This window comes from Azotobacter chroococcum (assembly GCF_004339665.1).
Lineage (GTDB): Bacteria > Pseudomonadota > Gammaproteobacteria > Pseudomonadales > Pseudomonadaceae > Azotobacter > Azotobacter chroococcum.
In genome coordinates this window covers 36,470-62,583 of record NZ_SMMU01000005.1, presented here as the reverse complement: position 1 = coordinate 62,583, position 26,114 = coordinate 36,470, and the positions used below count along the sequence as shown (strand labels likewise).

Below are 26,114 nucleotides of genomic sequence, written 5' to 3'. Positions count from 1 at the left end.
CAGGGCATTCTTATCATGCGTATCGGCCACGGCTATGACGTGCACCGCTTCGCCGAGGGCGATTTCGTCACCCTCGGCGGGGTACGGATTCCCCACCGTTTCGGGCTGCTCGCCCATTCCGACGGTGATGTGCTGCTGCATGCGCTCTGCGACGCGCTGCTCGGCGCCGCGGCGCTGGGCGATATTGGCCGGCACTTCCCGGATACCGACCCGCAGTTCAAGGGGGCCGACAGCCGCGTGCTGCTGCGTCATGTCGTGGTGCTGGTGCGCGACAAGGGCTGGCAGGTCGGCAACGTCGACGCCACCATCGTCGCCCAGGCACCGAAGATGGCCCCGCATGTCGAGTGCATGCGCGCGCTGATCGCCGAGGACCTGCAGGTCGGGCCGGACCAGGTCAACGTCAAGGCCACCACCACCGAGAGGCTCGGCTTCACCGGCCGCGAGGAGGGCATCGCCGTGCATGCGGTGGCCCTGCTGCTGCCGCTATGACGGAGCTCGAACTGCTCGGGCCCAGGGCCCATGGCGAAGCCTGCGGCCAGGCGGTGCTCAAGGCCTGCGCGGAGGACTTCCAGGTCGACGAGGTGCTGGACATCCCGCTGAGCGGGCAGGGCGAGCACCTCTGGCTGTGGGTGGAGAAGCGCGGGCTGAATACCGAGGAGGCGGCGCGGCGCCTCGCCCGCGCCGCCGGGATGCCGCTGAAGGCGATCAGCTATGCCGGCCTGAAGGACCGCCAGGCGCTGACCCGCCAGTGGTTCAGCCTGCACCTGCCGGGCAAGGCCGATCCCGATCTCGCTGCCGCGGAAGGCGACAGCCTGCGCATCCTCGAGCGCACCCGCCATTCGCGCAAACTGCAGCGCGGCGCCCATGCGGCCAACGGTTTCACCCTGCGCCTGACCGGCCTCGTCGCCGATCGCCCGGCGCTGGATTCGCGTCTGGAGCGACTCCGTCGCGAGGGGGTGCCCAACTACTTCGGCCTGCAGCGCTTCGGCCACGACGGCGGCAACCTCGTCGAGGCCCGGGCCTTCGCTGCACGGCGGGAGCTACCGAGCCAGCGCAACCTGCGCTCGCGGCTGCTCTCGGCGGCGCGCAGCTACCTGTTCAACCGGGTGCTGGCCGAGCGGGTCGCGGCCGGCAGCTGGAATCGGGCGCAGCCGGGCGATCTCCTGGCTTTCACCGACAGCCGCAGCTTCTTCATGGCGGGAGAGGCCGAGTGCGCGGACCCACGCCTGGCGCTGCTCGACCTGCATCCCACCGGACCGCTCTGGGGGGCGGGCGACTCTCCGGCCGACGCGGCCGCCAAGGCACTGGAGGAGACCGCCGGCCGGCGCGAGGCCCCGTTGTGCGACTGGCTGGGGGAAGCGGGCCTGGTGCACGAACGGCGCATCCTGCGCCTCCCCATCGCTCGGCTGGCGTGGCATTATCCCACTACCGACATCTTGCAACTGGAATTCGTCCTGCCGGCCGGCTGCTTCGCCACTGTGGTGGTCCGCGAGCTCGTCGATCTGCTGCCGGCGGGTCCTATGGACACTTCATGCGTATTCTGATCGCCAACGACGATGGGGTATATGCCCCCGGCATCGCCGCGCTTCACGACGCTCTGGCCGATATGGCCGAGTGCGTGGTCGTCGCCCCCATCAAGGACATGAGTGGCGTCAGCAGTTCGCTGACCCTGGATCGACCACTGCACCCGCAACCCTTGCCGAATGGTTTCATTGCCCTCGACGGGACGCCCACCGACTGCGTCCACCTGGGGCTCAACGGCCTGCTGGAGCCGGTCCCGGACATGGTGGTGTCTGGCATCAATCTGGGCGCCAACCTGGGTGACGACGTGCTCTATTCGGGGACCGTGGCGGCTGCCATCGAGGGGCGCTTCTGCAACCGGCCGGCCTTTGCCTTCTCGCTGCTGTCGCACCAGCCGGACAACCTGCCGACGGCCGCGCACATCGCCCGCACCCTGGTCGAGCACCACGAGCGGCTCGAGCTGCCGCCGCGCACCGTGCTCAGCGTGAACATCCCCAACCTGCCGCTCGACCACATCCGCGGCATCCGCCTGTGCCGCCTCGGCCATCGGGCGCGGGCCAAGGCGCCGGTCAGGATGGTCAATCCGCGTGGCAGGGAGGGCTACTGGATCTCGGTGGCCGGCGATGTCGAGGACGGCGGTCCGGGAACCGATTTCCACGCCGTGATGCAGGGCTATGTATCGATCACCCCGCTGCAGCTCGACCGCACCTTTCACGAGGCGTTCGCCGGTCTTGACGGCTGGCTGGAGGGCTTGCTCTGATGCGCCGCCGGCATGACGACCTGTTGCACAGTGGCATCGGTATGACCTCGCAGCGCACCCGCGAGCGGCTGATCCAGCGCCTCTGCGAGGAGGGCCTGTCCAGTGCCCCGGTGCTCGAGGTGATCCGCCGCACGCCGCGCCATCTGTTCGTCGACGAGGCCCTGGCGCACCGGGCCTACGAGGACACCGCCCTGCCGATCGGCCACAACCAGACGATTTCCCAGCCCTACATGGTCGGTCGCATGACCGAGCTGCTGCTCGCCGGCGGTCCGCTGGACAAGGTGCTGGAGATCGGCACCGGTTCCGGCTACCAGACCGCGGTGCTGGCGCAGCTGGTGGAGCGGGTATTCTCCGTGGAGCGGATCCAGACGCTGCAGGAGCGTGCCAAGGAGCGACTGCTCGAACTCAAGGTGCGCAATGTGGTCTTTCGCTGGGGCGACGGCTGGGAAGGCTGGCCAGCGTTGGCGCCCTACAATGGGATCATGGTCACTGCCGCCGCTCCGGACGTGCCGCCGGCACTACTGGAGCAGCTGGCCCCCGGCGGTCGTCTGGTCATTCCGGTAGGCTCCGGCGACGAGCAGCAGTTGCTGCTGATCGTGCGCGAGGCTGACGGCTTTCGTCGTCATGTGCTGGAAACCGTGCGCTTCGTGCCCTTGCTCCAAGGTTCCTTGTTCTGACCGTTCTGGATGGGCTCCGTGAAATCCTCCTTGCTGCTTTTTCTGAAAGGTGCCGCCATGGGGGCGGCCGATGTCGTGCCCGGTGTCTCGGGCGGTACCGTCGCCTTCATCAGCGGTATCTATGACGAGCTGCTGCACTCCATCGGCCGTCTGCCCGGCGCGTTGCCGCTGCTGCTGCGCGGGCGCTTCGTGGAAGCCTGGCAGCGGGCCAATGCGACCTTCCTGCTGGTCCTCCTGAGCGGCATTCTCGGTAGCGTGTTCAGTCTGGCGCGATTGATCACCTGGCTGCTGGAGCATCAGCCGATCCCGGTCTGGTCGTTCTTCTTCGGACTGATCGTGGTCTCGAGCTGGCTGGTCGGTCGTGAGATCAGCCGCTGGAGTTGGCCGGGCTGGTTGAGCTTCGCGCTGGGCGCGCTGTTCGCCTGGTGGATCACCGTGGCGGCGCCGATGCAGTGGGGGCATGATCCCCTGAACCTATTCTTCGCCGGTGCCATTGCCATCTGCGCGATGATCCTGCCGGGCATTTCCGGCAGCTTCCTGCTGGTGCTGATGGGGCTGTACAGCTTCGTGCTCGATGCGGTCAAGGGGCTGGATCTGTCCGTGCTGCTGGTGTTCGCCGCAGGCTGTGCCTGTGGTCTGCTCAGCTTCGCCCGCCTGCTCGGCTGGATGCTGGCCAACATGCGCAACCTGACCCTGACTTTTCTCACCGGTCTGATGATCGGCTCGCTGAACAAGGTCTGGCCCTGGAAGCAGACGCTGACCTGGCGGACTGGCAGCCATGGGGAACCTGTGGCGCTGCTGCAGGAAAACCTGTTGCCGGCCGACTTCGCCGTCGTCAGCGGACAGGATCCGCAGCTGTTGCTGGCCACCTCCCTGGCCTTGTCCGGCGTCGGACTGGTGCTGCTTCTCGAGCGGCTGGCCGTCCGTCGCCAGCCGGCAGGCAGTGTTGCCGAGTAACCAGGGTTCGTCGGAGTTCCAGTGTCACGTCATCGGAAAGAGGATGCGCGGGTGAGTTTCAGAGTTCTTCAATTTCAGATGGATGGCTGTGCTGCCCGGCTTTCGCTGGCTGGCGTCGCCTTCGCCCTGCTGTTGGCTGGCTGCGCCAGCTCTTCCCGGGACAGTGAGCAGGTGGTGGAGCAGCCGGTGACTCCGCGCATTACCAGTGGTCAGCATGTGGTCAGCCGTGGCGAATCGATTTCCTCCATCGCCATGCGCTACGGCTGGGACTGGCGGGAACTGGCGGCCCGCAATGGCATCGCTGCGCCTTACGTGATCCATCCAGGGCAGAGGATCCAGCTGGGTCCGGCGCGCCAGGGCGATACTGTGCAGACGGTTCGGCAACCCGCGCCGGCAGCGACCGTCGCTCCCGCAGCCGCTTCGGCGAGGCTGCCCACGGTGGCAACGGCCCCGCTCAAGCCGGCTGAAGGAAAGACCCAGGCGAAACCCGCGACCACGGCTCCTGACGCCAGGCCGGCGATGTCGTCCCGGTCGCCGTCCGGCTGGGCCTGGCCGGCCGAAGGTCCCTTGGTGGGACGCTTTTCCTCAAACGGTAGTTTGAATAAAGGCATTGATATCGGCGGGCAATTGGGCCAGCCTGTCGTGGCTGCGTCTGATGGATCGGTTGTGTACGCCGGAGGTGGGTTGCGGGGTTACGGCGAGCTGATCATCATCAAACACAGTGACATCTATGTCAGTGCCTACGGTCACAACCGCAGGCTGCTGGTTCGGGAAGGACAACAGGTCAAGGTGGGGCAGACTATTGCCGAGATGGGATCGACGGGCACCGATCGGGTGAAGCTCCATTTCGAGATTCGCCGCCAAGGAAAACCTGTGGATCCCCTGCAGTATCTACCTTCCCGGTGAACCGCTGCAGCCCGCCCTAGTCAGAGATAAGGGCTCAGGTGTCAGCCATGGGATGGCGGCGTCGGAGCTTGTTGTTGAACATAGCAGGGGACAACAACGATGGCTCTCAATATAAAAGCAAAAGAAGCGCCGGAGTTTGATGTAGACGATGTGCTCCTAATGGATGCGGAGATCGTGCTCGAGGATGTCCTGGACGATGAGCCGGACCTTCCCGTAGTGAAGTCTAGGCAGGCCAAGCTGAAGCAGCACAAATACATCGACTACAGTCGGGCGCTGGATGCGACCCAGCTTTACCTCAATGAAATCGGTTTCTCGCCGTTGCTGACACCGGCAGAAGAGGTGCATTTCGCCCGGCTGGCCCAGCGGGGCGACCCGGCCGGGCGCAAGCGGATGATCGAAAGCAACCTCCGTCTGGTGGTCAAGATCGCCCGGCGCTACGTCAACCGCGGCCTGTCGCTGCTCGACCTGATCGAGGAGGGCAATCTGGGCCTGATTCGGGCGGTGGAGAAGTTCGATCCGGAGCGCGGCTTCCGCTTCTCGACCTACGCCACTTGGTGGATCCGCCAGACCATCGAGCGGGCCATCATGAACCAGACCCGCACCATTCGCCTGCCGATCCATGTGGTCAAGGAGCTCAACGTCTATCTGCGGGCGGCGCGCGAGCTGACCCAGAAGCTCGATCACGAACCTTCGGCGGAGGAGATCGCCAATCTGCTGGAGAAGCCGGTCGCCGAAGTCAAGCGGATGCTCGGGCTCAACGAGCGGGTCACCTCGGTCGATGTCTCGCTGGGGCCTGATTCGGACAAGACCCTGCTCGACGTGCTGACCGATGATCGTCCCTCCGATCCCTGCGACCTGCTGCAGGACGACGACCTGTCGCAGAGCATCGACCAGTGGCTGTTCGACCTGACAGACAAGCAGCGGGAAGTGGTGGTGCGTCGTTTCGGCCTGCGCGGTCACGAGAGCTGCACGCTGGAGGAAGTGGGACAGGAGATCGGCCTGACCCGCGAGCGGGTGCGCCAGATCCAGGTCGAGGCACTCAAGCGCCTGCGGGAAATCCTCGAGAAGAACGGCCTGTCCAGCGACGCCTTGTTCCAGTAGCGAGATAATGCGTTTGCCGTGAGGTCCGCAGGCTGTGGAAATGAAAAGGCCCGTCGAGTGACGGGCCTTTTCGTTCCGGCGCGAGATCAGCGTTCCAAGTGCTGCAGCTTGCCCTTCACACCATCCCAGTCTTCCGCGTCGGACAGGGCTTCCTTCTTCTCGGTGATGTTCGGCCAGACTTCCGCCAGATCGGCGTTCAGCTGGATGAACTCCTGCATGTCCTCGGGCACTTCGTCCTCGGAGAAGATCGCCTGGGCCGGGCACTCGGGCTCGCAGAGCGCGCAGTCGATGCACTCGTCCGGGTGGATGACCAGGAAGTTCGGCCCTTCGTAGAAACAGTCTACCGGGCAGACTTCAACACAATCGGTGTACTTGCATTTGATGCAGTTGTCGGTGACGACGAAGGCCATTCCAGTGTTCTCCTCAGGCGCAGTTATGGAGCCGGGCAGAGCTCCCTGCTTTGTATGAAAGGGCACCGGACTCCAGGCTAAAGACCCCGGCGCTCCCTGAAAGCGCGCGATTTTAGCAGTTTGCTCGGGTATGCGTTAGAACCGCGTTTTCCATGTATATAACAGCTCCAGGGCCTGGCGTGGGCTCAGTTCGTCCGGCCTGATGCGCGCCAGCTCCTCCAGCAGCGGGTGGGGCAGGCTGGCGAACAGGTCGCTCTGCAGCGGCGGCTGGGGTTTTCCCACTTCGCGGCGTGGCGCCTCGTGGGGCAGGCTGGTAGTCTCCAGGCGTGCCAGGTGCTCGCGGGCGCGGGTGATCACCGTCCCCGGCACCCCGGCCAGCTGGGCCACAGCCAGGCCGTAGCTCTGGCTGGCCGGGCCCGGCAGCACATGGTGCAGGAAGACGATGCGCTCGTTGTGCTCGGTGGCCGACAGGTGCACGTTGGCCACCACGGGCTGGTTCTCCGCCAGCGCGGTCAGCTCGAAGTAGTGGGTGGCGAACAGGGTCCAGGCGCGCAGGCCAGCCAGGTGCTCGGCCGCCGCCCAGGCCAGCGACAGGCCGTCGAAGGTGCTGGTGCCACGACCGACCTCGTCCATCAGCACGAGGCTGCGCTCGGTGGCGTTGTGCAGGATGTTGGCGGTTTCGCTCATCTCCACCATGAAGGTGGAGCGTCCGCCGGCCAGGTCGTCGCTGGAGCCGATGCGGGTGAAGATGCGATCCACCAGAGACAGCTCGCAGCTCTGCGCCGGGACGAAGCTGCCGATGTGGGCGAGCAGCACGATCAGCGCCGTCTGGCGCATGTAGGTGGATTTGCCGCCCATGTTCGGCCCGGTGATGACCAGCATCCGGGTGCTGTCGTCGAGTTCCAGGTCGTTGGCGACGAAGGGCGTATCCAGCACCTGCTCGACCACCGGATGGCGGCCCTGGCGGATGCGCAGGCAGGGCTCGTCGACGAAACGCGGGCGATCGAGGTCGAGGTTCAGCGCCCGTTCGGCCAGATCGGCCAGCACGTCCAGTTCGGCCAGGGCGGCCGCAGTGTCCTGCAGCGGCGCCAGCTGGGCGATGAGTATTTCCAGGAGCTCCTCGTAGAGCGCCTTCTCCCGCGCCAGGGCGCGGCTCTTGGCCGACAGGGCTTTGTCTTCGAAAGCCTTCAGCTCGGGGGTGATGAAGCGCTCAGCGCCCTTCAGGGTCTGCCGGCGGATGTAGTCGGCCGGCGCCTGTTCGGCCTGCACTCGCGGCAGCTCGATGTAGTAGCCGTGGATGCGGTTGTAGCCGACCTTGAGGTTGGGCAGGCCGGTGCGCGCCTTTTCCCGCGCCTCCAGATCCATGAGGAACTGGCCGGCGTTCTCGCTGAGGGAGAGCAGTTCGTCCAGCTCGGCGTCGTAGCCCTGCTTGAGCACGCCACCGTCGCGAATCACCGCGGGTGGGGTGTCGATGATGGCGCGGGCCAGCAGGTCGGCCAGCTCCGGATAGGTGCGGATGCTGCCGGCCAGGGCCTGCAGGTGCGGCGCCTCCAGAGGGATCAGTGCCGTCTGCAGCTGCGGCAGTGCGGCGAGGGCGTCGCGCAGGCGAGCGAGGTCGCGCGGACGGGCGTTGCGCAGGCCGATGCGGGCGAGAATTCGCTCGACATCGCCGATCTCCTTGAGCTGCGGCTGCAGGCTCTCGAAGCGGTAGCTCTCCAGCAGGCAGGCGACGGCGTCCTGGCGTGCCTCCAGTACGGTGCGGTCGCGCAGCGGGCGGTTCAGCCAGCGGCCGAGCAGGCGGCTGCCCATGGCGGTCTGGCAGCGGTCGATCACCGACTGCAGGGTATTGTCGCGCCCGCCGGTCAGATTGACGTCCAGCTCCAGGTTGCGGCGGCTGGCGCCGTCGAGGATCACGGTGTCGTCCAGACGCTCGTGGCGCAGACTGCGCAGGTGCGGCAGGGCGGTGCGCTGGGTTTCCCTGGCGTAGGCCAGCAGACAGCCGGCGGCGCCGATGGCTAGGCTCAGGCCGTCGCAGCCGAAGCCTTTGAGATCCTGGGTGGCGAACTGCTGGCAGAGACTTTTGTAGGCGCTGTCTCGGTCGAAGTCCCAGGGGGCCCGGCGGTGTGCGCCGCGGCGCTTCTCCAGCGGCAGGCCGGCCGGCCAGTCGTCGGGGTAGAGCAGTTCCGCGGGGTTGAGACGCTCCAGTTCGGCCAGCAGATTTTCCCAGCCCTTGATCTCCTGCACACTGAAGCGCCCACTGGTGATGTCCAGCACCGCCAGGCCGAACAGGCGCTCGTCACCGAGCACTGCGGCCAGCAGGTTGTCGCGGCGCTCGTCGAGCAGCGCCTCGTCGCTGATCGTGCCGGGGGTGATGATGCGCACCACCTGGCGCTCCACCGGACCCTTGCTGGTGGCCGGATCGCCGATCTGTTCGCAGATCGCCACCGATTCGCCGAGCTTGACCAGCTTGGCTAGATAGCCCTCGACCGAATGGAAGGGAATCCCGGCCATGGGAATCGACTTGCCGGCCGACTGGCCGCGGGCGGTGAGGGTGATGTCGAGCAGCTTGGCGGCCTTCTTGGCGTCCTCGTAGAACAGCTCGTAGAAGTCGCCCATGCGATAGAACAGCAACTGGTCCGGATGCTCGCGCTTGAGCTTCCAGTATTGCTGCATCATGGGCGTGTGTTCGGAGAGATCGCTCATCAACCAGGCCTTGCGTACAAAAGGCGCTAGTGTACGGTATCGCCCTGCTGAGATTCAGCTTGGAGAACACCATGGACGAAATCACCCGACTCGCCAGCGAACTCGGTGCAGGCCTGCGCACCCTCGGCGAGCAGGCGAGCACCGCAGAGTCCTGCACCGGCGGCGGCATCGCCGAGGCGATCACTCGCATCCCCGGCAGTTCGGCCTGGTTCGAGGCCGGCTACGTCACCTATTCGAACCGCCAGAAGAGTGCCCAAGTGGGGGTGCCGGCCGAGTTGCTCGAATGTTTCGGTGCGGTCAGCCGGGAGGTTGTCGAGGCCATGGCGCGTGGCGCCCAGGTGCGCAGCAGTGCCCGCTATGCCGTGGCGGTGAGTGGCGTCGCCGGGCCCGATGGCGGTTCGCCAGAAACTCCGGTCGGCACCGTCTGGCTGGCCTGGGCCGATGGCGAGCGGCTGTTTGCGGCGCGTCGACAGTTTCCCGGCGACCGCGGTGAGGTGCGCCGACAAACGGTGCAGGAGGCCTTGGCCGGTCTGATCCGCCTGATTGCCGGTGAGGCGCCCGAAGGAGGTGCTGGACATCACGGAAATGGGCTGGAGCAGGGGTAGGCGAGCGGACTTTTCCTGTGCTCTAATACTGTCTACTTATACAGTGTGCGATGGCCGCAAGGCCTTCTGAATACGCGAGGTCTTCAATGGACGAGAACAAGAAGCGCGCCTTGGCTGCGGCTTTGGGCCAGATTGAAAAGCAGTTCGGCAAGGGCGCTGTCATGCGCATGGGCGACCACGAGCGCCAGGCGATTCCGGCCATTTCCACCGGCTCCCTGGGGCTGGACATCGCACTCGGCATCGGCGGCCTGCCCAAGGGGCGGATCGTCGAGATCTACGGCCCCGAATCCTCCGGCAAGACCACCCTGACCCTGTCGACCATCGCCGAGGCGCAGAAGCAGGGGGCCACCTGCGCCTTCGTCGACGCCGAGCACGCGCTCGACCCGGATTATGCCGCCAAGCTTGGGGTGAACGTCGACGACCTGCTGGTCTCCCAGCCGGACACCGGCGAGCAGGCCCTGGAGATCACCGACATGCTGGTGCGCTCCAATGCGGTGGACGTGATTATCGTCGACTCGGTGGCGGCACTGGTGCCCAAGGCGGAGATCGAGGGCGAGATGGGCGATGCGCACGTCGGCCTGCAGGCGCGTCTGATGTCCCAGGCGTTGCGCAAGATCACCGGCAACATCAAGAACGCCAACTGTCTGGTGATTTTCATCAACCAGATCCGCATGAAGATCGGCGTGATGTTCGGCAACCCGGAAACCACCACCGGTGGCAACGCCCTGAAGTTCTACGCCTCCGTGCGTCTGGACATCCGCCGTACCGGCGCGGTCAAGGAGGGCGACGAGGTGGTGGGCAGCGAGACCCGCGTCAAGGTGGTCAAGAACAAGGTGGCGCCGCCGTTCCGCCAGGCCGAGTTCCAGATCCTCTACGGCAAGGGTATCTACCGCAACGGCGAGATCATCGATCTTGGCGTGCAGCTCGGTCTGCTGGAGAAGTCCGGTGCCTGGTACAGCTACCAGGGCAACAAGATCGGCCAGGGCAAGGCCAATGCGGCCAAGTTCCTCGAGGACAACCGGGAGGTCGCCGCGGCCATCGAGAAGAGCATCCGCGACCAGCTGCTCGCCGCGCCTGCCGGTGCCCGGCCGGCGGCCGTGGCCGACGAGCCGGCCGACGCGGACCTCGACTACTGAGTCCGTCCATGACGAGCCTGCTCGACAGCCCCGCCGCGGTACGGCGGGCCGCCATGGATCTGCTGGCGCATCGCGAGCACGGCCGGGTCGAGCTGGCTCGCAAGCTGGGCCGGCGCGGCGCTCCGGCGGAACTGATCGAGGCGGCCCTCGACCGTCTGGCGGACGAGGGGTTGCTCAGCGAGGCCCGCTATCTGGAGGCCTTTGTGGCCAGCCGCGCCCGGGCTGGCTACGGCCCCCTGCGGATTCGCGAGGAGCTGGCCCAGCGCGGCCTGCCGCGCCAGGCCATCGAGCAGGCGCTGCGCGAGAGCGGTCTGGACTGGGCTGAGCTGCTGAGCGAAACCTGGCGCCGCAAGTTCGCCGGCTGCCTGCCCGGCGATGCGCGCGAGCGTGCTCGTCAGGGGCGTTTTCTCGGCTACCGCGGCTTTCCCCCCGAGCTGGTCGGTCGGCTGCTGCGCGGCGGTCTGTCCGACGACTGCTGAAAAGTTCGGTGTCGCCGGAGGGAGGCATTCGGCGGTTGCCGCGATATTGCCCAGGTCGAGGCGCTTTCCTCCATCTCGCCATGCCGCTGACCGTAGACACGCTTTTGCCATGTCATGATGACGGTGCGTGGCTTTTGTGTGCCCGCACCCGCCCCGCGCTGGTATCGCGTCGATGGAGACGTTGAGCGGGCGCGGGCAGCCTGGCTGTGCAGGCCCAATGGCGTCGTGCGGGTCAGGCCTTGACGGCCCAGTTTTGCGAGAGGTTGATGAAGTTGAGCAGTTCGCGCAGCCGGCCGTGGTCGCGGGCGTTGAAGATGAAGCTCAGACGCATCAGGTGGCAGAGCTCCGGTTCGTCCTGTTCGCTTTCGCAGTAGCCCTGTTGCTCGAAGGTGCCACTCAGGCAGAGGTCGGTGAACTCGCTGCGCAGGTGTTCCAGCGCTGCTTCGCTCAGGGCGTGATGCAGGCGGATGACGAAGCGGTCCTTGATCCAGCGGCTGGAGTGGTAGTTGCGGTAAAACTGGGCGATTTCCTCGGCCGCCTCCTCGGCGCTGTTGGCCAGGTGAAGCAGGTGCATGTCGCTGGGCAGGATGTAGCGGTTGCCTTCCAGCTGCTTGCGGATGAACTGCAGGGCATCCGCCCAGTAGGTGCCGCCCGGCTCGTCCAGCAGGACGATCGGAACCAGCGGACTCTTGCCGGTCTGGATCAGGGTCAGCACTTCCAGCGCTTCGTCCAGGGTGCCGAAGCCACCCGGGCAGAGGATCAGCGCGTCGGCTTCCTTGACGAAGAACAGCTTGCGCACGAAGAAGAAGTGGAAGGACATCAAGTTCGGCGTGCCTTCGACCGTGGCGTTGGCATGCTGCTCGAAGGGCAGGGTGATGTTGAAGCCGAGACTGTTTTCCAGGCCGGCCCCTTCGTGCGCGGCGGCCATGATGCCACCGCCGGCCCCGGTGATGACCATCAGGTCGTGGCGTGCCAAGGTGTGGCCGAGCTCGCGGGCCAGGGCGTACAGCGGGTGTTCGATCGGCGTGCGCGCCGAGCCGAATACGGTGACCTTGCGGCGGCGCTTGAACTGTTCGAGGCGGCTGAAGGCCAGTTCCATTTCGCGTAGGGTCTGCAGCATGATCTTGGCGTCCCAGCGGTTGCGGTCGGCCTGGGCCATGCGTATGACGGTGTAGAGCATCTCCCGGTAGAGGGGGAGGTTGGGACTGGTTTCGGGAACGATCTCATCGACCAGCGCATCGACGAGGGTGTTGATGTCGACGCCGCTGGTCTGGAAATGACGAGAGAGGAACTCGTCCGATTCGAAAGCCATGGACTTCTCCTTGGGCGCGGAATCTTGACGATGCTGCGGGCAGCATCGCTCCGATGGCAGGCCTGGTCATCATGACGGCCCGGTATGGCGGTGGTCGGTCCATTATCATCATTCCGGCTCGCGCAACCATCTTACTGCCGCTTTGGCTTAGATTGCTATTTGCTCGCCTCGCTCGGGAATGTTGGCTGTCCAGTTCAGGCGCTCGTGCAGGACCTGCTGCAGAACCTGCATCTTTTCCAGCTCCCCGTGGACCAGATAGAGCTCGGGGCGGTGGTCGAAGTGCCCTACCCAGTCGATCAGTTGGGACTGTCCGGCGTGGGCCGAGAAGCCGCCGAGGGTATGCACCTGGGCGCGCACGGCGATGCGCTGGTGAAGCACCTTGACGGTGCTGGCGCCGTCGACGATGCGCCGTCCCAGGGTGCCCTGCGCCTGGAAGCCGGGGAACACCAGATGGCATTCCTCGCGCCACAGATTGTGCTTGAAGTGGTGGACGATGCGTCCGCCGGTGCACATGCCGCTGCCGGCGATGATGATGGCGCCGCTCTTGATCCGGTTGATCGCCATCGACTCCTCGGGGGTGGGAGTCGTGCGCAGGACCGGCAGCCAGTCCTCGGCACGCTTGACGCCCCTGGCCTGCAGCAGGCTGCGGTCCACCGGATCGAATTCTTCGGCGAAGCGCGAATAGATGGCATTGGCGCGGATCGCCATGGGGCTGTCGAGGAACACCGCCTGCTGGGGCAGGCGACCCTCCTGGTAGAAGCGCCCCAGGTAGAAGAGCAGATCCTGGGTGCGGCCGACGGCGAAGGAGGGAATCAACACGTTGCCGCCGTCGCGATGGGCCTTCTGCAGGATTTCGGCGAGTTCGTCGAGGGTTTCCTCGCTGTGGCGGTGGTCGCGGTCGCCGTAGGTGGATTCGAGCAGAACCACGTCGGCCCGCGACAGCGGCGTCGGGTCGCGCATCAGCGGCGTGCAGGTATTGCCGAGGTCGCCGGAGAACACCAGATGGCGGGTCAGATGGTGATCGTGCAGTTCCATCTCGACGATGGCCGAGCCGAGGATGTGCCCGGCCTCGTGGAAGGTGACGATCACGCCCGGGGCCACTTCCAGCGCGTTGCCATAGGGCTGCGGGCGGCACAGGGAGAGTGCCTTCTCGGCGTCGGCCGTGGTGTAGAGCGGTTGCACCGGCGGTTTGCCGAGGCGGGCCCGCCACTTGTTCTCCCATTCGGCATCGTTTTCCTGCAGGTGGGCCGAGTCCAGCAGCATCAGGTTCATCAATTCACAGGTGGCTTCGGTGGCGAAGATCGGCCCCCGGTAGCCGGTGGCGGCCAGGCGCGGCAGCAGGCCGCTGTGGTCGATGTGCGCATGGGAGATGACCACGGCATCGAGGGTGCCGGGGTCGAAGGGAAACGGCCGGGCGTTGACCTCCTCTTCCTCGCGGCGTCCTCCCTGGCGCATGCCGCATTCGAGCAGCACACGGCTGCCGTCGCGGGTTTCGACCAGGTAGCAGGAGCCGGTCACTTCTTGAATCGCACCGAGAAAGCTGAGCAGGGCCATGATATTTCCTTGACTGCAGACGACTGGGACGGCGTGCCGGCGATGGCCGCCAGCCTGTCCTGATATGAGTCATCATAGTCGCAGACCGAACCAATCGATATATGAGCGCGCCTCGTTCCTGCCCGATCAGGAAAGGCTGGCCGGGAATGTCGTGCCTGCGCTGCCGGTCGGCCGATGGGCAGTGCCGGCGAGTCCAAGCGCGGGGAAGATGGCATAGACTGCAATGGATATTCACGATGGAGCCCGCAATGCCACAGATTCTCCCGCCCCTCGCCGAGCTGGACGAGCACGCCCGGGTCGAGCCTTCGTTTGAGCAGTGGCGCCAGGGCTACGGCCCCCTGCAGCATGCCGCCGAAACCCAGGCCGGGGTGTTCCGCCTGGCCCACCAGCTGGTCCAGACCGGCCTGCAGCCGGATGTGGCCAGCGTCTACCGCCTGCTGCACGCGCTCGACCGGCTGACCGCCGCGGGGCTCTGGCTGGTGGTGCACATGACCTATGCCCGGCGCGTGCGCCTGGACGGCGCGCCGCTCGAGGCCGCGGACTTCAAGGCCGATCCGGAAGGCCATACCGGCGGCGCGCTGAACATGGTGCCGGCCTATGCCGGCTACCTCGCGCTGAACGTCCTGAGTGGCGAGAACCGCGGCTGGCTGATGGGCCAGGGGCACTGCGTGGCGGCCATCGATGCGCTCAATCTGCTGACCGGCAACCAGCTGCCCGAGCAGGCCCTCGCCTATCCCTGCGACGAGGCCGGCATGACCCGCTTGGTGCAGGACTTCTACGGCTACCGGCAGGCCGCCGACGGCCGTCCGGCCGCGCCGCTGGGCAGTCACGTCAACGCCCATACCGCCGGCGGGATCGCCGAAGGCGGCTACCTGGGCTTCGCCGAACTGCAGTACGCGCACTTGCCCCTGCCGGGCGAGACCCTGGTGGCCTTCCTCTCCGACGGTGCCGCCGAGGAGCAGCGCGGTAGCGACTGGATGCCGCGCTGGTGGCGCGCCGAGGACTGCGGCGTGGCGCTGCCGGTGATGATCGCCAACGGCCGGCGCATCGAGCAGCGCACCGAGCTGGGCAGCCACGAGGGACTGGAGGGCTTCCGCCAGCACCTGCGCCGCTGCGGCTTCGATCCGATCGGCTTCGACGGCCGCGATCCGGCGGCCTTTGCCTGTACCCTCTGGGAAATGCAGCAGCGCCTGGGGCGGCGGGTGGAGGAGCTGGAGCGGGGTATCCTGCGCTACCCGCTGCCGATCCCCTACGGCATCGCCGAGACGGTGAAGGGTTTCGGTTTCTACGGCGCCGGCAGCAATGCGGCGCACAACCTGCCGCTGCCGGACTGCCCGCAGCGCGACGCCGATTCGCGGGAGCTGTTCAACCGCCATGCGGCAGCCCTGTGGGTACCGCCGCCGGAGCTCTCCGCCGCCTGCGGCCTGTTCAGCGCGGCGCGTCAGGGCCGTCCTCTGGCGCGCGACAACCCGCTGGCCACCCGCCATCCGCCAGCGCCGGCACTACCTGCGCTGCACTACCGCAAGGCGGGCGAGCAGACCTCGCCGATGAGCGCGCTGGACCGCTTCTTCGTCGACCTGGTGCAGGCCAATCCGGGGTTGCGCCCGCGGGTCGGCAACCCGGACGAGCTGGCCAGCAACCGCCTGGGCGGCGTGCTCAAGGCGCTCAGGCATCGCGTCTGCCAGCCCGAGAGCGAACTCGAGGCGCTGGACGGCAAGGTCATCACCGCGCTGAACGAGGAGGCGGTGGTCTCCGCCTGTCTGGGCAACCAGGGCGGGCTCAACCTGGTGGCCAGCTACGAGGCCTTCTGCGTGAAGATGCTCGGCGCGGTGCGCCAGTGCCTGATCTTCGCCCGCCAGCAGAAGGAGGCCGGCCGTCCGGCCGGCTGGCTGGGCTGGCCGCTGGTGGCCACCTCGCACACCTGGGAGAATGGCAAGAACCAGCAGTCGCACCAGGACACCACCTTCAGCGAGGCGCTGCTCGGCGAGATGGGCGACATGCTGCGGGTGCTCTTCCCGGCCGACCACAACAGCCTGCTGGCCCTGCTGCCGTCTGTGTACGAGGCGCGTGGCCAACTGGCCTGCCTGGTCGTACCCAAGCGCGAGCGCCCGGTGCTCTTCGAGCGCTCGCAGGCCGAGCAACTGGCCCGCGAGGGAGCGCTGATCGTCGAGGAGCAGGCCGGCGCCGAGCCGCTGCTGCTGATCGCCAACGGCAGCTACCAGCTGGCGGAGATGCTCCGCGCAGCCGCGCGCCTGAAGGCGGCAGGTCAAGCCTACCGACTGGTCTATCTGCAGGAGCCGGGACGCTTCCGCGCGCCGCGTGACCGCTGGGAGGCGACGGCGCTGGCCGACGGCGAGCTGATCGCCCGGCTGTTCCCGGACAGCCATGGACGCCGCGTGCTGCTGAGCCACATGCGTCCGGAGGTCGCCCGTGGCCATCTCTGGCCGATCCTGCCGGACGCGCGCCGCACGCTGGCGCTCGGCTACCGCAACGCCGGCGGCACTCTGGACGAAGCCGGCATGCTGTTCGCCAACCGCGCCAGCTGGGCCCACGTCCTGGAGGCCTGCAGCACCCTGCTGGGGGGGCCGGTCACTGCGCTGCTCACCCGGGAGGAGGCCGACCTCCTCGCCGGCCACGGCGATCCAGCGCAGTTGCGCGCCTTCCGCCCAGGCAGCTGAGCGACACCTGTCGCGTTGCCGGCTGCACCGCTTACAGGTTGCAGTCGGCGGCGCGGTAGCGTTCGGTGGTCACCGGGCGGTTGCTCTGGTATTCGCTGAACTGGTAGCGCAGCACGGCGCCCTTGGCGAGCAACTGGCGAAAGCCCCGGTTGCTGCACACGCTGCCGAGCAGCTGGTTGCGCACGGTGTCGGGATGAGAGCGCATTTGCTGGGCATGCGAGGCGCGTACACTGAGGTGGTTGACCAGTTCGTTGCCTTCCACCGTGTAGCCTTGGTCGAGGATGTCCTCGTTGATCGCACGCGGGGTGCCTACGCTGCTTTCCTTGGCCACCTTCTCCAGCATCTTGGTCAGCTCGAAATCCTTCAGGGAGGCGGCCAGGGCGGTCGTCGGCAGAAGGAGGCAGAGGGCAAGGGCAGTCGGTCGCAACATGGGAATCTCCTGAAGGTGGGTTGCCGGCGATCCGGGCCGATATTCCGGCAAGTCGAGGCGTCGCATTATAGGTGCGTCGGCGGCGGCGACAATCGCGGCATCCCGCCCGGTTGGCCCGCACGCTCTGCTAGACTGCCGTCCCCGATTCCTGCCCGTACCGACGATTGTGCCCATTCCCTGTGACCCTTGTGCCTTACCTGTGAGCCATGCTGTGTCCCGCCTGCGCGAGGAGCGCCTGGCGCGCAGCCTGAAACCCTTTCAGGCGCGCGGCTCGCGGACGCCGCGCTGCCCGGCCTGCCGGGTGCCGCTCAGCCACTGCCTGTGCGCCTGGCGCCCGCGGGTCGAGACCGAATCCGGCGTCTGTCTGCTGATGCACGACATCGAGCCGCTCAAGCCGAGCAATACCGGCTGGCTGATCGCCGACGTGGTGGCCGATACCGCGGCCTTCGGCTGGTCGCGTACCGGGGTGGATGCGCGCCTGCCGGCGCTGCTCGGCGATCCGCAGTGGCAGCCCTATGTGGTGTTCCCCGGCGAGTACGCGGCGCCGCAGCGGGTGGTCGGCGAGGTGCACCGCGAGGCTGGCCGGCGACCTCTGTTCATCCTCCTCGATGCCACCTGGACCGAAGCGCGCAAGATGTTCCGCAAGAGTCCCTATCTCGACGACCTGCCGGTGCTCGGTCTGCAGCCGGAGCAGCTGTCGCGCTACCGTCTGCGCCGCTCGAAGCGCGACGATCACCTGTGCACCGCGGAAGTGGCCGCGCTCTGTCTAGAGCTGGCCGGCGACCGGCGTGCCGGCGAGGCGCTGGCGGCCTATCTGGATGTGTTCACCGAGCACTACCTGGCGGCCAAGCGGGGCCGTTCCGCGGGCCTCGACGACGAGCTGCACCGGCGTCTGCGCACCTTTCTGTGAGGCTGCTCGCCGCTGGAAAACTGCATACCGGGCAAGCTAAGCGGCCCGCCCATTCCGAAAAACGCGTAAACTGCTGTTTTCCGCCTGAATGATCGGCCGCGCCCGTTCTGCGGGTGTGGAGTCGTTGGTCAGGTTGCCTTGGCCTGTCCCGGCTCGCTGTCGCATCAGGTCTTCACGACAAGAAACGGAATCCGCCAATGCTTTCTTATGAAATCCTGATCGCCGATGACCACCCGCTATTCCGCAGTGCCTTGCAGCAGGCGCTGACCATCGGGCTGGGCCCCGTGGTGCGGCTGGTGGAGGCGGACAGCATCGCCGCGCTGGAGGCCCGCCTGGAGGAAAAGGCGGACTGGGACCTGGTCCTGCTCGATCTCAACATGCCCGGCGCCCACGGCTTTTCCGGGCTGGTCCTGCTGCGCGGACAGTACCCGCAGATTCCGGTGGTGATGATTTCCGCCCAGGAGGACGCCGCGGTGGTGGCACGGGCCCGCGAGTTCGGCGCGACTGGCTTCATTCCCAAATCCAGCGCCCTGGAGACCCTGCAGCAGGCGGTGCGCGCGGTGCTCGACGGCGATGAGTGGTGGCCGCCGCAGCTCCAGGAAACGGTCAGCGTTTCCGCCGAGGCGAAGGCCGCCAGCGCCGGTCTGGCCAGCCTGACGCCGCAGCAGTTCCGGGTGCTGAGCATGGTCTGCGACGGCCTGCTGAACAAGCAGATCGCCTATGAGCTGAGCGTCTCCGAGGCGACCGTCAAGGCCCATGTGACGGCGATTTTCCGCAAGCTCGGGGTGCGCACCCGCACCCAGGCGGCCCTGCTGCTGCAGCAGCTGGAATCGCTGCCGGCCTGACCCCTGGTGCAGCCGCCGCTCGTCAGGCGATCGGCGGCAGGACGATCTCGTCGCTGCGCCGCACCCCGGCGGTCAGTGCCCGGCACTGTTCGAGGAATTCGCGCATGGCGGCGGTGTGCAGCTTCTGCTTGTGCCAGAGGAAGCAGAACTGCCGCTTCAGGTCCAGCTCCGTGGTTTCCACCGGCACCAGGCTGCCGCGCCGGAAGGCATCGCGCAGGGCCAGGCGGGAGATGCAGCCGATGCCCAGGCTGGACTCGACTGCCCGCTTGATCGCCTCGGTATGCTCCAGCTCGAGGCGGATGTTCAGCGCCGGATGATGATGGCGCATGGCCTGGTCGAAGGTCAGGCGGGTGCCCGAACCCTGTTCGCGAAGAATCCAGGCCTCGCCGGCGAGCTCGTCCAGGCTCGCCCGGCCGCGCTGCGCCAAGGGGTGCTGCGGAGCACAGAACACCACCAGCTCGTCTTCCACCCACGGCTGCAGCTCTACGTCGGGATGCTGGCAGCAGCCCTCGATCAGGCCGAGATCCAGCTCGTGGTTGGCCACCTGTTGGACGATGTGCGCGGTGTTCTGCACATGCAGCCGGACCCGCGATTCCGGGTGGCGCTGCATGAAGGCGCCGATCAGCAGGGTCGCCAGGTAGTTGCCCACGGTCAGTGTGGCGCCGACGGCCAGCGAGCCGAAGCCTTCCTTGCCGTCGAGCAGATCCTCGATCTCCCGTGCCTGGTTGAGCAGCGCCATCGCCTGGGGCAGCAGTTGCCGGCCCAATGCATTGAGTTTCAGGCGCTTGCCGACGCGATCGAACAGCTGGCAGTCGGACTGGCGCTCCAGTTCGGTCAGCGAGGTGCTGGCCGCGGACTGGGAGAGGGCAAGGGATTCGGCCGCGCGGGTGACGCTTTCCAGGCGGGCCACGGCGGCGAAGACCTCGAGCTGGCGCAGGGTGAATCGCATATCTATATAACCGATTATCCATATCTTGATAATTTACTTAACAGATAGTTTGCCGCCTCCTAGAATTGGCGGCAATAGTGCCGCAAGGCAGCGCCATCCCCTCGAAGGAGCCCCTAATGAGCAACCTGAACGTAGAGCGTGTCCTCAGTGTTCATCACTGGAACGATACCCTGTTCAGTTTCAAGACCACCCGCAACCCCGGCCTGCGTTTCGAGAACGGTCAGTTCGTGATGATCGGCCTCGAGGCCGAGGGGCGCCCCCTGATGCGGGCCTACAGCATTGCCAGCCCGAACTACGAGGAGCATCTCGAGTTCTTCAGCATCAAGGTACAGAACGGTCCGCTCACCTCGCGCCTGCAGCACCTGAAGGAGGGCGACCAGCTGATGGTCAGCCGCAAGCCCACCGGCACCCTGGTGACCGGCGACCTGCTGCCCGGCAAGCACCTCTACATGCTCAGCACCGGTACCGGCCTCGCGCCCTTCATGAGCCTGATCCAGGACCCGGAGGTCTACGAGCGTTTCGAGAGGGTGGTGCTGATCCACGGCGTGCGCCAGGTCAGCGAGCTGGCCTACCAGCAGTTCATCACCGAGCACCTGCCGCAGAACGAGTACTTCGGCGATGCGGTGAGGGAGAAGCTGATCTACTACCCGACGGTCACCCGCGAGTCCTACCGCAACCAAGGGCGTCTCACCGACCTGATGCGCAGCGGTAAGCTGTTCGAGGATATCGGCCTGCCGCCGCTCAACCCGCAGGACGACCGCGCGATGATCTGCGGCAGCCCGAGCATGCTCGACGAGAGCTGCGACGTGCTGGACAGCTTCGGCCTGAAGATCTCCCCGCGCATGGGCGAGCCGGGCGACTATCTGATCGAGCGCGCCTTCGTCGAGAAGTAGAGCTCATCTCCCGTCCCGCGAGGCCCGGCCTGTCCGGGCTTCTTCGTTTTGCGCGGCGTGCCGTTCAGGCGGGTAACACTTCCAGCACGCGAATCCGTTCCGGTTGCGGGTAGTGCCAGCGCACCTCCACATCCCAGAAGCGCACCCCGTAGCGGCGCGACGGTTCCGGCACCTGGTAGGCCGGCCGTGGATCCTGGGCCAGGCACTGCTCGATCAGCTCGATCAGCGGTTCGCCGAGGCGCACGGCATGCGCCTGCGCCTGCAGCAGCGCCGGCTCGCTCCACTCCAGCGAGATCACCGGCGGCGGCGCTTCGGCAATGGCGTTGCGGGCCTGCGGGAGGCAGTCGGCATAGGGCACGTAGGGCTTGACGTCGAGCACCGGCGTGCCGTCCAGCAGGTCGATGCCGGACAGCCACAGACGTCCCGCCTCGACCTTCTCCAGCCTGACCACCGACTGGCCGATGCCGTTCGGCCGGTGGGTCGAGCGGCTGGCGAACACCCCGAGCGAGCGGTTGCCGCCCAGGCGGGGAGGGCGGACCTTGAGGCGCGGTTTGTCCTCCAGTGCCTGGTGGAAGAGAAACAGCAGCCAGACATGGCTGACCTGTTCGAGTCCCTCGATGGCCTGCGCCTGGTCGAAGGGAGGCAGCAGCTCCAGCATGCCGCGGGCGGCCGGGGCCAACTGCGGCTGGCGCGGAATGGCGAATTTCTCCTTGAAGCAGGAGCGCAGGTAGCCGATCGGCGAAACGGAATGGGACATGGCGACGGGCGGGTGAAGACGGGGCGCCATGGTAGCGCTTTCGCGCCGCTCGCGGGACTTCGCGCTCCCGAAAAGCAACAGGCCCATGCGCGGGGCATGGGCCTGTTGCGAGATGCCCGCCGAGCTGGCGGGCCCGGAGTGCAGGTTTAGCTCAGCTTCACCAGGGAGTCGGCGATCTTCTGCTTCCACAGCGCCGGGCCGGTGATGTGCACCGACTCGCCCAGGCTGTCGACGGCCACGGTGACCGGCATGTCCTTGACCTCGAATTCATAGATGGCTTCCATGCCCAGTTCCGGGAAGGCCAAGGTCTTCGAGGCCTTGATCGCCTGGGCGACCAGGTAGGCGGCACCGCCGACGGCCATCAGGTACACGGCCTTGTTGTCCTTGATCGCCTCGATGGCGATCGGGCCGCGCTCGGACTTGCCGATCATGCCCAGCAGGCCGGTGCTTTCGAGGATCTGACGGGTGAACTTGTCCATGCGGGTGGCAGTAGTCGGGCCGGCCGGGCCGACCACCTCGTCACGCACCGGATCGACCGGGCCGACGTAGTAGATGAAGCGGCCTTTCAGGTCCACCGGCAGCTTCTCGCCGGCGTTCAGCATGTCGACCATGCGCTTGTGCGCGGCATCGCGACCGGTGAGCATCTTGCCATTGAGCAGCAGGGTCTCGCCCGGCTTCCAGCTCTGCACTTCTTCCGGGGTGACGGTGTCGAGGTTGACGCGACGGGCGCTCGGACCAGCTTCCCAGACGATTTCCGGATAGGCGTCCAGCGGCGGGGCTTCCAGGCTGGCCGGGCCGGAGCCGTCGAGCACGAAGTGGGCGTGACGGGTGGCGGCGCAGTTGGGAATCATGCACACCGGCAGGGAGGCGGCGTGGGTCGGGTAGTCCTTGATCTTCACGTCGAGGACGGTGGTCAGGCCGCCGAGGCCCTGGGCGCCGAGGCCCAGCTGGTTGACCTTGTCGAACAGCTCGAGGCGCAGTTCCTCGATCTTGTTCTGCGGGCCGCGAGCCTTCAGCTCATGGATGTCGATCTCGTCCATGAGGGATTCCTTGGCCAGCAGCGCGGCCTTCTCGGCGGTACCGCCGATGCCGATGCCGAGCATGCCCGGCGGGCACCAGCCGGCGCCCATTTCCGGCACGGTCTTCAGCACCCAGTCGACGATCGAGTCGGAGGGGTTGAGCATGGCCATCTTCGACTTGTTCTCGGAGCCGCCGCCCTTGGCCGCGACATCCACTTCCACCTTGTCGCCGGGGACGATGGAGTAGTGGATGACCGCCGGGGTGTTGTCCTTGGTGTTCTTGCGGGCACCGGCCGGGTCGGCCAGGATCGAGGCGCGCAGGACGTTTTCCGGCAGGTTGTAGGCGCGGCGCACGCCCTCGTTGATCATGTCGTCTACACTCATGGTGGCGCCGTCCCAGCGGACGTCCATGCCGACCTTGACGAACACGGTGACGATGCCGGTGTCTTGGCAGATCGGGCGATGACCGGTGGCGCACATGCGCGAGTTGATCAGGATCTGGGCAATGGAGTCGCGGGCAGCCGGCGACTCTTCGCGCAGGTAGGCCTCGTGCATGGCCTGGATGAAGTCGACGGGGTGGTAGTAGGAGATGAACTGCAGGGCGTCGGCGACGCTTTGAATCAGATCATCTTGCTTGATCACGGTCATGCTGCGCTCCTTTATTGGGCAGGAACTTCGATGCGCCGAACCCGTGTCCGGTGCGAAAAATCGCCGCAGTATAACGTGCCCGGGACGACCGGGAGCAACCGCTTTGGCCAAAGACGTATGGCGGCTAGGCAGGCGTCTGCCCAGCCGGTACAGTGTCCAATTGGCGTTGTCACGGGATGGACCCCATGAACACTTCCACTACGCCGCTGGAGCCGCAGGCCCTGCAACGTTTGTTGCTGAACCGCTTTGCCATGGCGCAGGGAACCTACGCCATGGTGTTGCTGCTGCTGACGCTGGCGATCGTGACCGGCCATGGCCGGGTTTCGCTCGACGTGCTGCTGCTTGGCGCCATTCCGCTCGTGCTCAGCCAACTGGTGTTCTTCCTGCTGTTGCGCAGCGGGCGCAACCTGCGCCTGCGCGACCCCGGGATGATTGAGGCGCAGGTGCTGGTCGCGCTGTTCTGGCAGACCGTCCTGCTCGGCTGTCTGGATGATGCAGCGCGCAGCACCTTGCTGGCATTCTACATGCCGATCCTGCTGTTCGGTCTGTTCCAACTGCCTCCGCGCGCCTTCGCGCGTTGTGCGGCTTTCGCCTTCGTCGGCTTCGTCGGACTCGAATGGTCGGACGCCTCCTTCCAACTGCAGTTTGCCGCCGAGCCGCCTTTCCTGCAGCTGGCTACCCTGTCCGCCTTGCTCTTCTGGCTCTGCCTGTTCGGCCGCCACGTCAATGCGATGCGCCAGCGCATGCGCCAACGGCGCCATGCCCTGGTGGCGCACCAGAACACCTTGCGCGGCATGATGCGCCAGCTGGAGGATCAGGCTTCCACCGACGAGCTGACCGGGCTCTGCAACCGGCGGCATTTCCTGCGCCTGGCGGAGCACGAGCTGACCAACCTGCCGGCCCAGGCCCAGTACGGCCTGGCCCTGATCGACCTGGACCATTTCAAGCGCATCAACGACCGCTATGGACATGCTGCCGGGGACCGGGTCCTGCAGACCTTCGCGACGCTGGCGCAGGCCTGCCTGCGCGAGGGTGACGTGCTGGCCCGCTACGGCGGCGAGGAATTCGTGCTGCTGCTGCCCAATGTCAACCTGGACCAGATTTCGATCTGCTGCGAGCGGCTGCGCGAAGCCTTCGCCGCCGCCGAGCCACTGGGGCTGTCGCTGGGCGGTCTCAGCCTGTCGATCGGCATGACCCGCCTGCAGCACGGCGACGACCTGGACCTCGCCCTGCAGCGTGCCGATCAGGCCCTGTACCGGGCCAAGCACAATGGCCGGAACCGCTGCGAGGCGAGCTGGGAACCCAGCGATGCCCGTGCCGATCGTCGCTCGGCTTCCTCCTGAAAGAAATGGCCGCCCGGAGGCGGCCATGCGATTCAGACCCTGCGGATCAGGCCAGCGGCTCGCCCACGTGGAGGATCTTCATGCCGTTGGTGCCGCCGGTAGTATTGTAGCTGTCGCCCTTGGTGAGGATCACCCAGTCGCCCGGCTCGACCACCCCGCGCTTGAGCAGTTCGTCCACCGCCGCCTGGCTGAGCTTCTCCGGCGCCACGGCCGCCGGGTCGAAGGGTATCGTGTAGACGCCGCGGAACAGCGCCACGCGCGCCTGGGTTTCGCGGTGCGGCGAGAAGGCGAAGATCGGCACCGAGGAACGGATGCGCGACATGATCAGCGGCGTGTAGCCGCTGTCGGTGAGGCTGATGATCGCCTTCACGCCGGGGAAATGGTTGGCGGTGTACATGGCCGCCAGAGCGATGCTTTCGTCGCAGCGCTCGAAGATGTGGCCGAGGCGATGGCTGGAACGGGTGCTGGTCGGATGACGCTCCGCGCCCAGGCAGATGCGCGCCATGGCCTGCACCGCTTCCACCGGGTATTCACCGGCGGCGCTTTCCGCCGAGAGCATCACCGCGTCGGTGTTGTCGAGCACGGCGTTGGCCACGTCCGAGACTTCCGCACGGGTCGGCATCGGGCTGTGGATCATCGACTCCATCATCTGCGTCGCGGTGATCACCGCCTTGTTGTAGCGTCGGGCATGGAGAATGATCTTCTTCTGGATGCCGACCAGCTCGGCGTCGCCGATTTCCACACCGAGGTCGCCGCGCGCCACCATCACCGCATCGCTGGCGCGGATCAGGCCGTCGAGGGTCGCGTCGTCGGCGACTGCCTCGGCACGCTCGATCTTGGCCACCAGCCAGGCCTTGCCGCCGGCCTCGTCGCGCAGGCGCCGGGCCAGCTCCATGTCGGCGGCGTCGCGGGGGAAGGATACCGCCAGGTAGTCCAGGTCCAGTTCCGCGGCCAGCTTGATGTCCTGCTTGTCCTTGGCGGTCAGGGCCGGTGCGGTGAGGCCGCCGCCGCGCCGGTTGATGCCCTTGTGGTCGGACAGCGGGCCGCCGATCAGCACCGTGCAGTGCAGCTCGTCGGCAGTCTTCTCGAGGACCTGCATGACCACCCGGCCGTCGTCGAGCAGCAGTTCGTCGCCGACGTTGCAATCCTTCACCAGGTCCGGGTAGTCGATGCCCACCACCTCCTGGCTTCCCGCATCGCGCGGATGGGTGACGGAGAAGCGGAAGTGGTCGCCGACGGCCAGCTCGATCCGCTTGTCGACGAACTTGGCGATGCGGATCTTCGGCCCCTGCAGGTCGCCGAGCAGGGCAACGAAGCGGCCATGCCTGGCGGCCAGTTCGCGGACCAGATGGGCACGGGCGCGGTGTTCGTCCGCGCTGCCGTGAGAGAAGTTCAGGCGGGCGACATCGAGCCCGGCGAGGATCAGCTGCTCGAGACGTTCGGGCGAGCTGGTGGCCGGGCCGAGGGTGGCGACGATTTTGGTGCGGCGAAACGTCATGCGGAACTCCTTATGGGACGCTG

Annotated in this window: 24 protein-coding genes; 15 read left to right on the top strand and 9 right to left on the bottom strand. The window is 66.6% G+C overall.

What is annotated here, in order from left to right; genetic code table 11:
* Window positions 1-15: 15 nt before the first annotated feature.
* The 7 genes from ispF (at window position 16) to rpoS (ending at window position 5,922) form a co-directional block, all read left to right on the top strand.
* The gene (gene ispF, locus EV691_RS06595; RefSeq protein ID WP_131301293.1) at window positions 16-489 is read left to right on the top strand and encodes a 2-C-methyl-D-erythritol 2,4-cyclodiphosphate synthase; all 474 of its coding nucleotides are present in this window, start codon (window positions 16-18) and stop codon (window positions 487-489) included.
* Complete coding sequence (truD, locus tag EV691_RS06590) at window positions 486-1,544, top strand: tRNA pseudouridine(13) synthase TruD (protein WP_131301291.1); 1,059 nt, start codon at window positions 486-488, stop codon at window positions 1,542-1,544. The genes ispF and truD overlap by 4 nt, the downstream gene beginning before the upstream one ends.
* On the top strand, window positions 1,532-2,281 hold the full coding sequence (gene surE, locus EV691_RS06585; protein WP_089168880.1) for a 5'/3'-nucleotidase SurE: 750 nt from the start codon (window positions 1,532-1,534) through the stop codon (window positions 2,279-2,281). The genes truD and surE overlap by 13 nt, the downstream gene beginning before the upstream one ends.
* Window positions 2,281-2,958, top strand: coding sequence for a protein-L-isoaspartate(D-aspartate) O-methyltransferase (locus EV691_RS06580; RefSeq protein ID WP_039802683.1), 678 nt, complete (start codon window positions 2,281-2,283; stop codon window positions 2,956-2,958). Before surE ends, EV691_RS06580 begins: the two co-directional genes overlap by 1 nt.
* 18 nt (window positions 2,959-2,976) lie before the next feature.
* Complete coding sequence (locus EV691_RS06575; protein WP_131301289.1) at window positions 2,977-3,915, top strand: polyprenyl-phosphate transporter; 939 nt, start codon at window positions 2,977-2,979, stop codon at window positions 3,913-3,915.
* Between the two features lie 51 nt (window positions 3,916-3,966).
* Complete coding sequence (locus EV691_RS06570; RefSeq protein WP_131301287.1) at window positions 3,967-4,821, top strand: peptidoglycan DD-metalloendopeptidase family protein; 855 nt, start codon at window positions 3,967-3,969, stop codon at window positions 4,819-4,821.
* A 99-nt stretch (window positions 4,822-4,920) separates the two neighbouring features.
* Complete coding sequence (gene rpoS, locus EV691_RS06565) at window positions 4,921-5,922, top strand: RNA polymerase sigma factor RpoS (protein ID WP_131301285.1); 1,002 nt, start codon at window positions 4,921-4,923, stop codon at window positions 5,920-5,922.
* A gap of 86 nt (window positions 5,923-6,008) precedes the next feature.
* Here rpoS and fdxA read toward each other — a convergent pair whose 3' ends face one another.
* Both fdxA and mutS read right to left on the bottom strand, forming a co-directional pair.
* On the bottom strand, window positions 6,009-6,332 hold the full coding sequence (gene fdxA / locus EV691_RS06560; protein WP_039802689.1) for a ferredoxin FdxA: 324 nt from the start codon (window positions 6,330-6,332) through the stop codon (window positions 6,009-6,011).
* A gap of 135 nt (window positions 6,333-6,467) precedes the next feature.
* Complete coding sequence (gene mutS / locus EV691_RS06555) at window positions 6,468-9,035, bottom strand: DNA mismatch repair protein MutS (RefSeq protein ID WP_131301283.1); 2,568 nt, start codon at window positions 9,033-9,035, stop codon at window positions 6,468-6,470.
* A gap of 71 nt (window positions 9,036-9,106) precedes the next feature.
* Here mutS and EV691_RS06550 point away from each other — a divergent pair, with 71 nt between their 5' ends.
* From EV691_RS06550 to recX, 3 genes are all read left to right on the top strand, one after another.
* Window positions 9,107-9,640 (top strand): CinA family protein, encoded by a 534-nt coding sequence (locus tag EV691_RS06550; RefSeq protein WP_131301281.1) that lies wholly within the window; start codon window positions 9,107-9,109, stop codon window positions 9,638-9,640.
* A gap of 86 nt (window positions 9,641-9,726) precedes the next feature.
* Window positions 9,727-10,776 carry a recombinase RecA gene (recA, locus tag EV691_RS06545; protein ID WP_131301279.1) on the top strand — a complete coding sequence of 350 codons (1,050 nt, stop codon included), beginning with the start codon at window positions 9,727-9,729 and terminating at the stop codon, window positions 10,774-10,776.
* Window positions 10,777-10,784: 8 nt separating this feature from the next.
* Window positions 10,785-11,255: a recombination regulator RecX gene (recX, locus tag EV691_RS06540; protein WP_131301277.1), complete on the top strand. Its 471-nt coding sequence runs from the start codon at window positions 10,785-10,787 to the stop codon at window positions 11,253-11,255.
* A gap of 232 nt (window positions 11,256-11,487) precedes the next feature.
* Here recX and EV691_RS06535 read toward each other — a convergent pair whose 3' ends face one another.
* Window positions 11,488-12,567, bottom strand: coding sequence for an LOG family protein (locus EV691_RS06535; protein WP_039802693.1), 1,080 nt, complete (start codon window positions 12,565-12,567; stop codon window positions 11,488-11,490).
* A 147-nt stretch (window positions 12,568-12,714) separates the two neighbouring features.
* The gene (locus EV691_RS06530) at window positions 12,715-14,121 is read right to left on the bottom strand and encodes an MBL fold metallo-hydrolase RNA specificity domain-containing protein (RefSeq protein ID WP_131301275.1); all 1,407 of its coding nucleotides are present in this window, start codon (window positions 14,119-14,121) and stop codon (window positions 12,715-12,717) included.
* Window positions 14,122-14,369: 248 nt separating this feature from the next.
* On the opposite strand from EV691_RS06530, the gene EV691_RS06525 reads away from it, so the two are divergent.
* A complete protein-coding gene (locus tag EV691_RS06525; RefSeq protein WP_131301273.1) occupies window positions 14,370-16,799 on the top strand; it encodes a phosphoketolase family protein in 2,430 nt (809 codons plus the stop codon).
* A 31-nt stretch (window positions 16,800-16,830) separates the two neighbouring features.
* Here the strand turns inward: EV691_RS06525 and EV691_RS06520 are convergent, their stop codons facing one another.
* Window positions 16,831-17,229 carry a quorum-sensing-regulated virulence factor family protein gene (locus EV691_RS06520; RefSeq protein WP_131301271.1) on the bottom strand — a complete coding sequence of 133 codons (399 nt, stop codon included), beginning with the start codon at window positions 17,227-17,229 and terminating at the stop codon, window positions 16,831-16,833.
* A gap of 199 nt (window positions 17,230-17,428) precedes the next feature.
* Here EV691_RS06520 and EV691_RS06515 point away from each other — a divergent pair, with 199 nt between their 5' ends.
* Together EV691_RS06515 and erdR are read left to right on the top strand one after the other, a co-directional pair.
* Entirely contained in the window at window positions 17,429-18,139 is a 711-nt protein-coding gene (locus EV691_RS06515; RefSeq protein ID WP_165496607.1) for a tRNA-uridine aminocarboxypropyltransferase, read from the top strand.
* A 197-nt stretch (window positions 18,140-18,336) separates the two neighbouring features.
* Entirely contained in the window at window positions 18,337-18,984 is a 648-nt protein-coding gene (gene erdR / locus EV691_RS06510; RefSeq protein WP_131301267.1) for a response regulator transcription factor ErdR, read from the top strand.
* Window positions 18,985-19,006: 22 nt separating this feature from the next.
* On the opposite strand, the gene EV691_RS06505 is transcribed toward erdR, so the two are convergent.
* Window positions 19,007-19,933 (bottom strand): LysR family transcriptional regulator, encoded by a 927-nt coding sequence (locus EV691_RS06505; protein WP_131301266.1) that lies wholly within the window; start codon window positions 19,931-19,933, stop codon window positions 19,007-19,009.
* A gap of 116 nt (window positions 19,934-20,049) precedes the next feature.
* Here EV691_RS06505 and fpr point away from each other — a divergent pair, with 116 nt between their 5' ends.
* Window positions 20,050-20,826, top strand: coding sequence for a ferredoxin-NADP reductase (gene fpr / locus EV691_RS06500; protein WP_131301264.1), 777 nt, complete (start codon window positions 20,050-20,052; stop codon window positions 20,824-20,826).
* Window positions 20,827-20,890: 64 nt separating this feature from the next.
* Here the strand turns inward: fpr and tsaA are convergent, their stop codons facing one another.
* Both tsaA and EV691_RS06490 read right to left on the bottom strand, forming a co-directional pair.
* Window positions 20,891-21,583 carry a tRNA (N6-threonylcarbamoyladenosine(37)-N6)-methyltransferase TrmO gene (gene tsaA / locus EV691_RS06495; RefSeq protein ID WP_131301477.1) on the bottom strand — a complete coding sequence of 231 codons (693 nt, stop codon included), beginning with the start codon at window positions 21,581-21,583 and terminating at the stop codon, window positions 20,891-20,893.
* A gap of 146 nt (window positions 21,584-21,729) precedes the next feature.
* Entirely contained in the window at window positions 21,730-23,250 is a 1,521-nt protein-coding gene (locus EV691_RS06490) for a fumarate hydratase (RefSeq protein WP_131301262.1), read from the bottom strand.
* A 185-nt stretch (window positions 23,251-23,435) separates the two neighbouring features.
* Between EV691_RS06490 and EV691_RS06485 the strand changes: the two genes are divergently transcribed.
* Window positions 23,436-24,593 carry a GGDEF domain-containing protein gene (locus EV691_RS06485; protein ID WP_131301260.1) on the top strand — a complete coding sequence of 386 codons (1,158 nt, stop codon included), beginning with the start codon at window positions 23,436-23,438 and terminating at the stop codon, window positions 24,591-24,593.
* A gap of 46 nt (window positions 24,594-24,639) precedes the next feature.
* Here the strand turns inward: EV691_RS06485 and pyk are convergent, their stop codons facing one another.
* Entirely contained in the window at window positions 24,640-26,091 is a 1,452-nt protein-coding gene (pyk, locus tag EV691_RS06480; protein WP_131301258.1) for a pyruvate kinase, read from the bottom strand.
* Between the last annotated feature and the right edge of the window lie 23 nt (window positions 26,092-26,114).

Bases quoted from the DNA above. Each gene is read 5' to 3' on its own strand.
- rpoS (WP_131301285.1), top strand. From the start codon at position 4,921: ATGGCTCTCAATATAAAAGCAAAAGAAGCGCCGGAGTTTGATGTAGAC.
- pyk (WP_131301258.1), bottom strand. From the start codon at position 26,091: ATGACGTTTCGCCGCACCAAAATCGTCGCCACCCTCGGCCCGGCCACC.
- recA (WP_131301279.1), top strand. From the start codon at position 9,727: ATGGACGAGAACAAGAAGCGCGCCTTGGCTGCGGCTTTGGGCCAGATT.
- EV691_RS06525 (WP_131301273.1), top strand. From the start codon at position 14,370: ATGCCACAGATTCTCCCGCCCCTCGCCGAGCTGGACGAGCACGCCCGG.
- tsaA (WP_131301477.1), bottom strand. From the start codon at position 21,583: ATGTCCCATTCCGTTTCGCCGATCGGCTACCTGCGCTCCTGCTTCAAG.
- fpr (WP_131301264.1), top strand. From the start codon at position 20,050: ATGAGCAACCTGAACGTAGAGCGTGTCCTCAGTGTTCATCACTGGAAC.
- EV691_RS06550 (WP_131301281.1), top strand. From the start codon at position 9,107: ATGGACGAAATCACCCGACTCGCCAGCGAACTCGGTGCAGGCCTGCGC.
- fdxA (WP_039802689.1), bottom strand. From the start codon at position 6,332: ATGGCCTTCGTCGTCACCGACAACTGCATCAAATGCAAGTACACCGAT.
- mutS (WP_131301283.1), bottom strand. From the start codon at position 9,035: ATGAGCGATCTCTCCGAACACACGCCCATGATGCAGCAATACTGGAAG.
- EV691_RS06535 (WP_039802693.1), bottom strand. From the start codon at position 12,567: ATGGCTTTCGAATCGGACGAGTTCCTCTCTCGTCATTTCCAGACCAGC.
- recX (WP_131301277.1), top strand. From the start codon at position 10,785: ATGACGAGCCTGCTCGACAGCCCCGCCGCGGTACGGCGGGCCGCCATG.
- ispF (WP_131301293.1), top strand. From the start codon at position 16: ATGCGTATCGGCCACGGCTATGACGTGCACCGCTTCGCCGAGGGCGAT.
- EV691_RS06490 (WP_131301262.1), bottom strand. From the start codon at position 23,250: ATGACCGTGATCAAGCAAGATGATCTGATTCAAAGCGTCGCCGACGCC.
- EV691_RS06580 (WP_039802683.1), top strand. From the start codon at position 2,281: ATGCGCCGCCGGCATGACGACCTGTTGCACAGTGGCATCGGTATGACC.
- EV691_RS06505 (WP_131301266.1), bottom strand. From the start codon at position 19,933: ATGCGATTCACCCTGCGCCAGCTCGAGGTCTTCGCCGCCGTGGCCCGC.
- surE (WP_089168880.1), top strand. From the start codon at position 1,532: ATGCGTATTCTGATCGCCAACGACGATGGGGTATATGCCCCCGGCATC.
- truD (WP_131301291.1), top strand. From the start codon at position 486: ATGACGGAGCTCGAACTGCTCGGGCCCAGGGCCCATGGCGAAGCCTGC.
- EV691_RS06530 (WP_131301275.1), bottom strand. From the start codon at position 14,121: ATGGCCCTGCTCAGCTTTCTCGGTGCGATTCAAGAAGTGACCGGCTCC.
- erdR (WP_131301267.1), top strand. From the start codon at position 18,337: ATGCTTTCTTATGAAATCCTGATCGCCGATGACCACCCGCTATTCCGC.
- EV691_RS06485 (WP_131301260.1), top strand. From the start codon at position 23,436: ATGAACACTTCCACTACGCCGCTGGAGCCGCAGGCCCTGCAACGTTTG.
- EV691_RS06520 (WP_131301271.1), bottom strand. From the start codon at position 17,229: ATGTTGCGACCGACTGCCCTTGCCCTCTGCCTCCTTCTGCCGACGACC.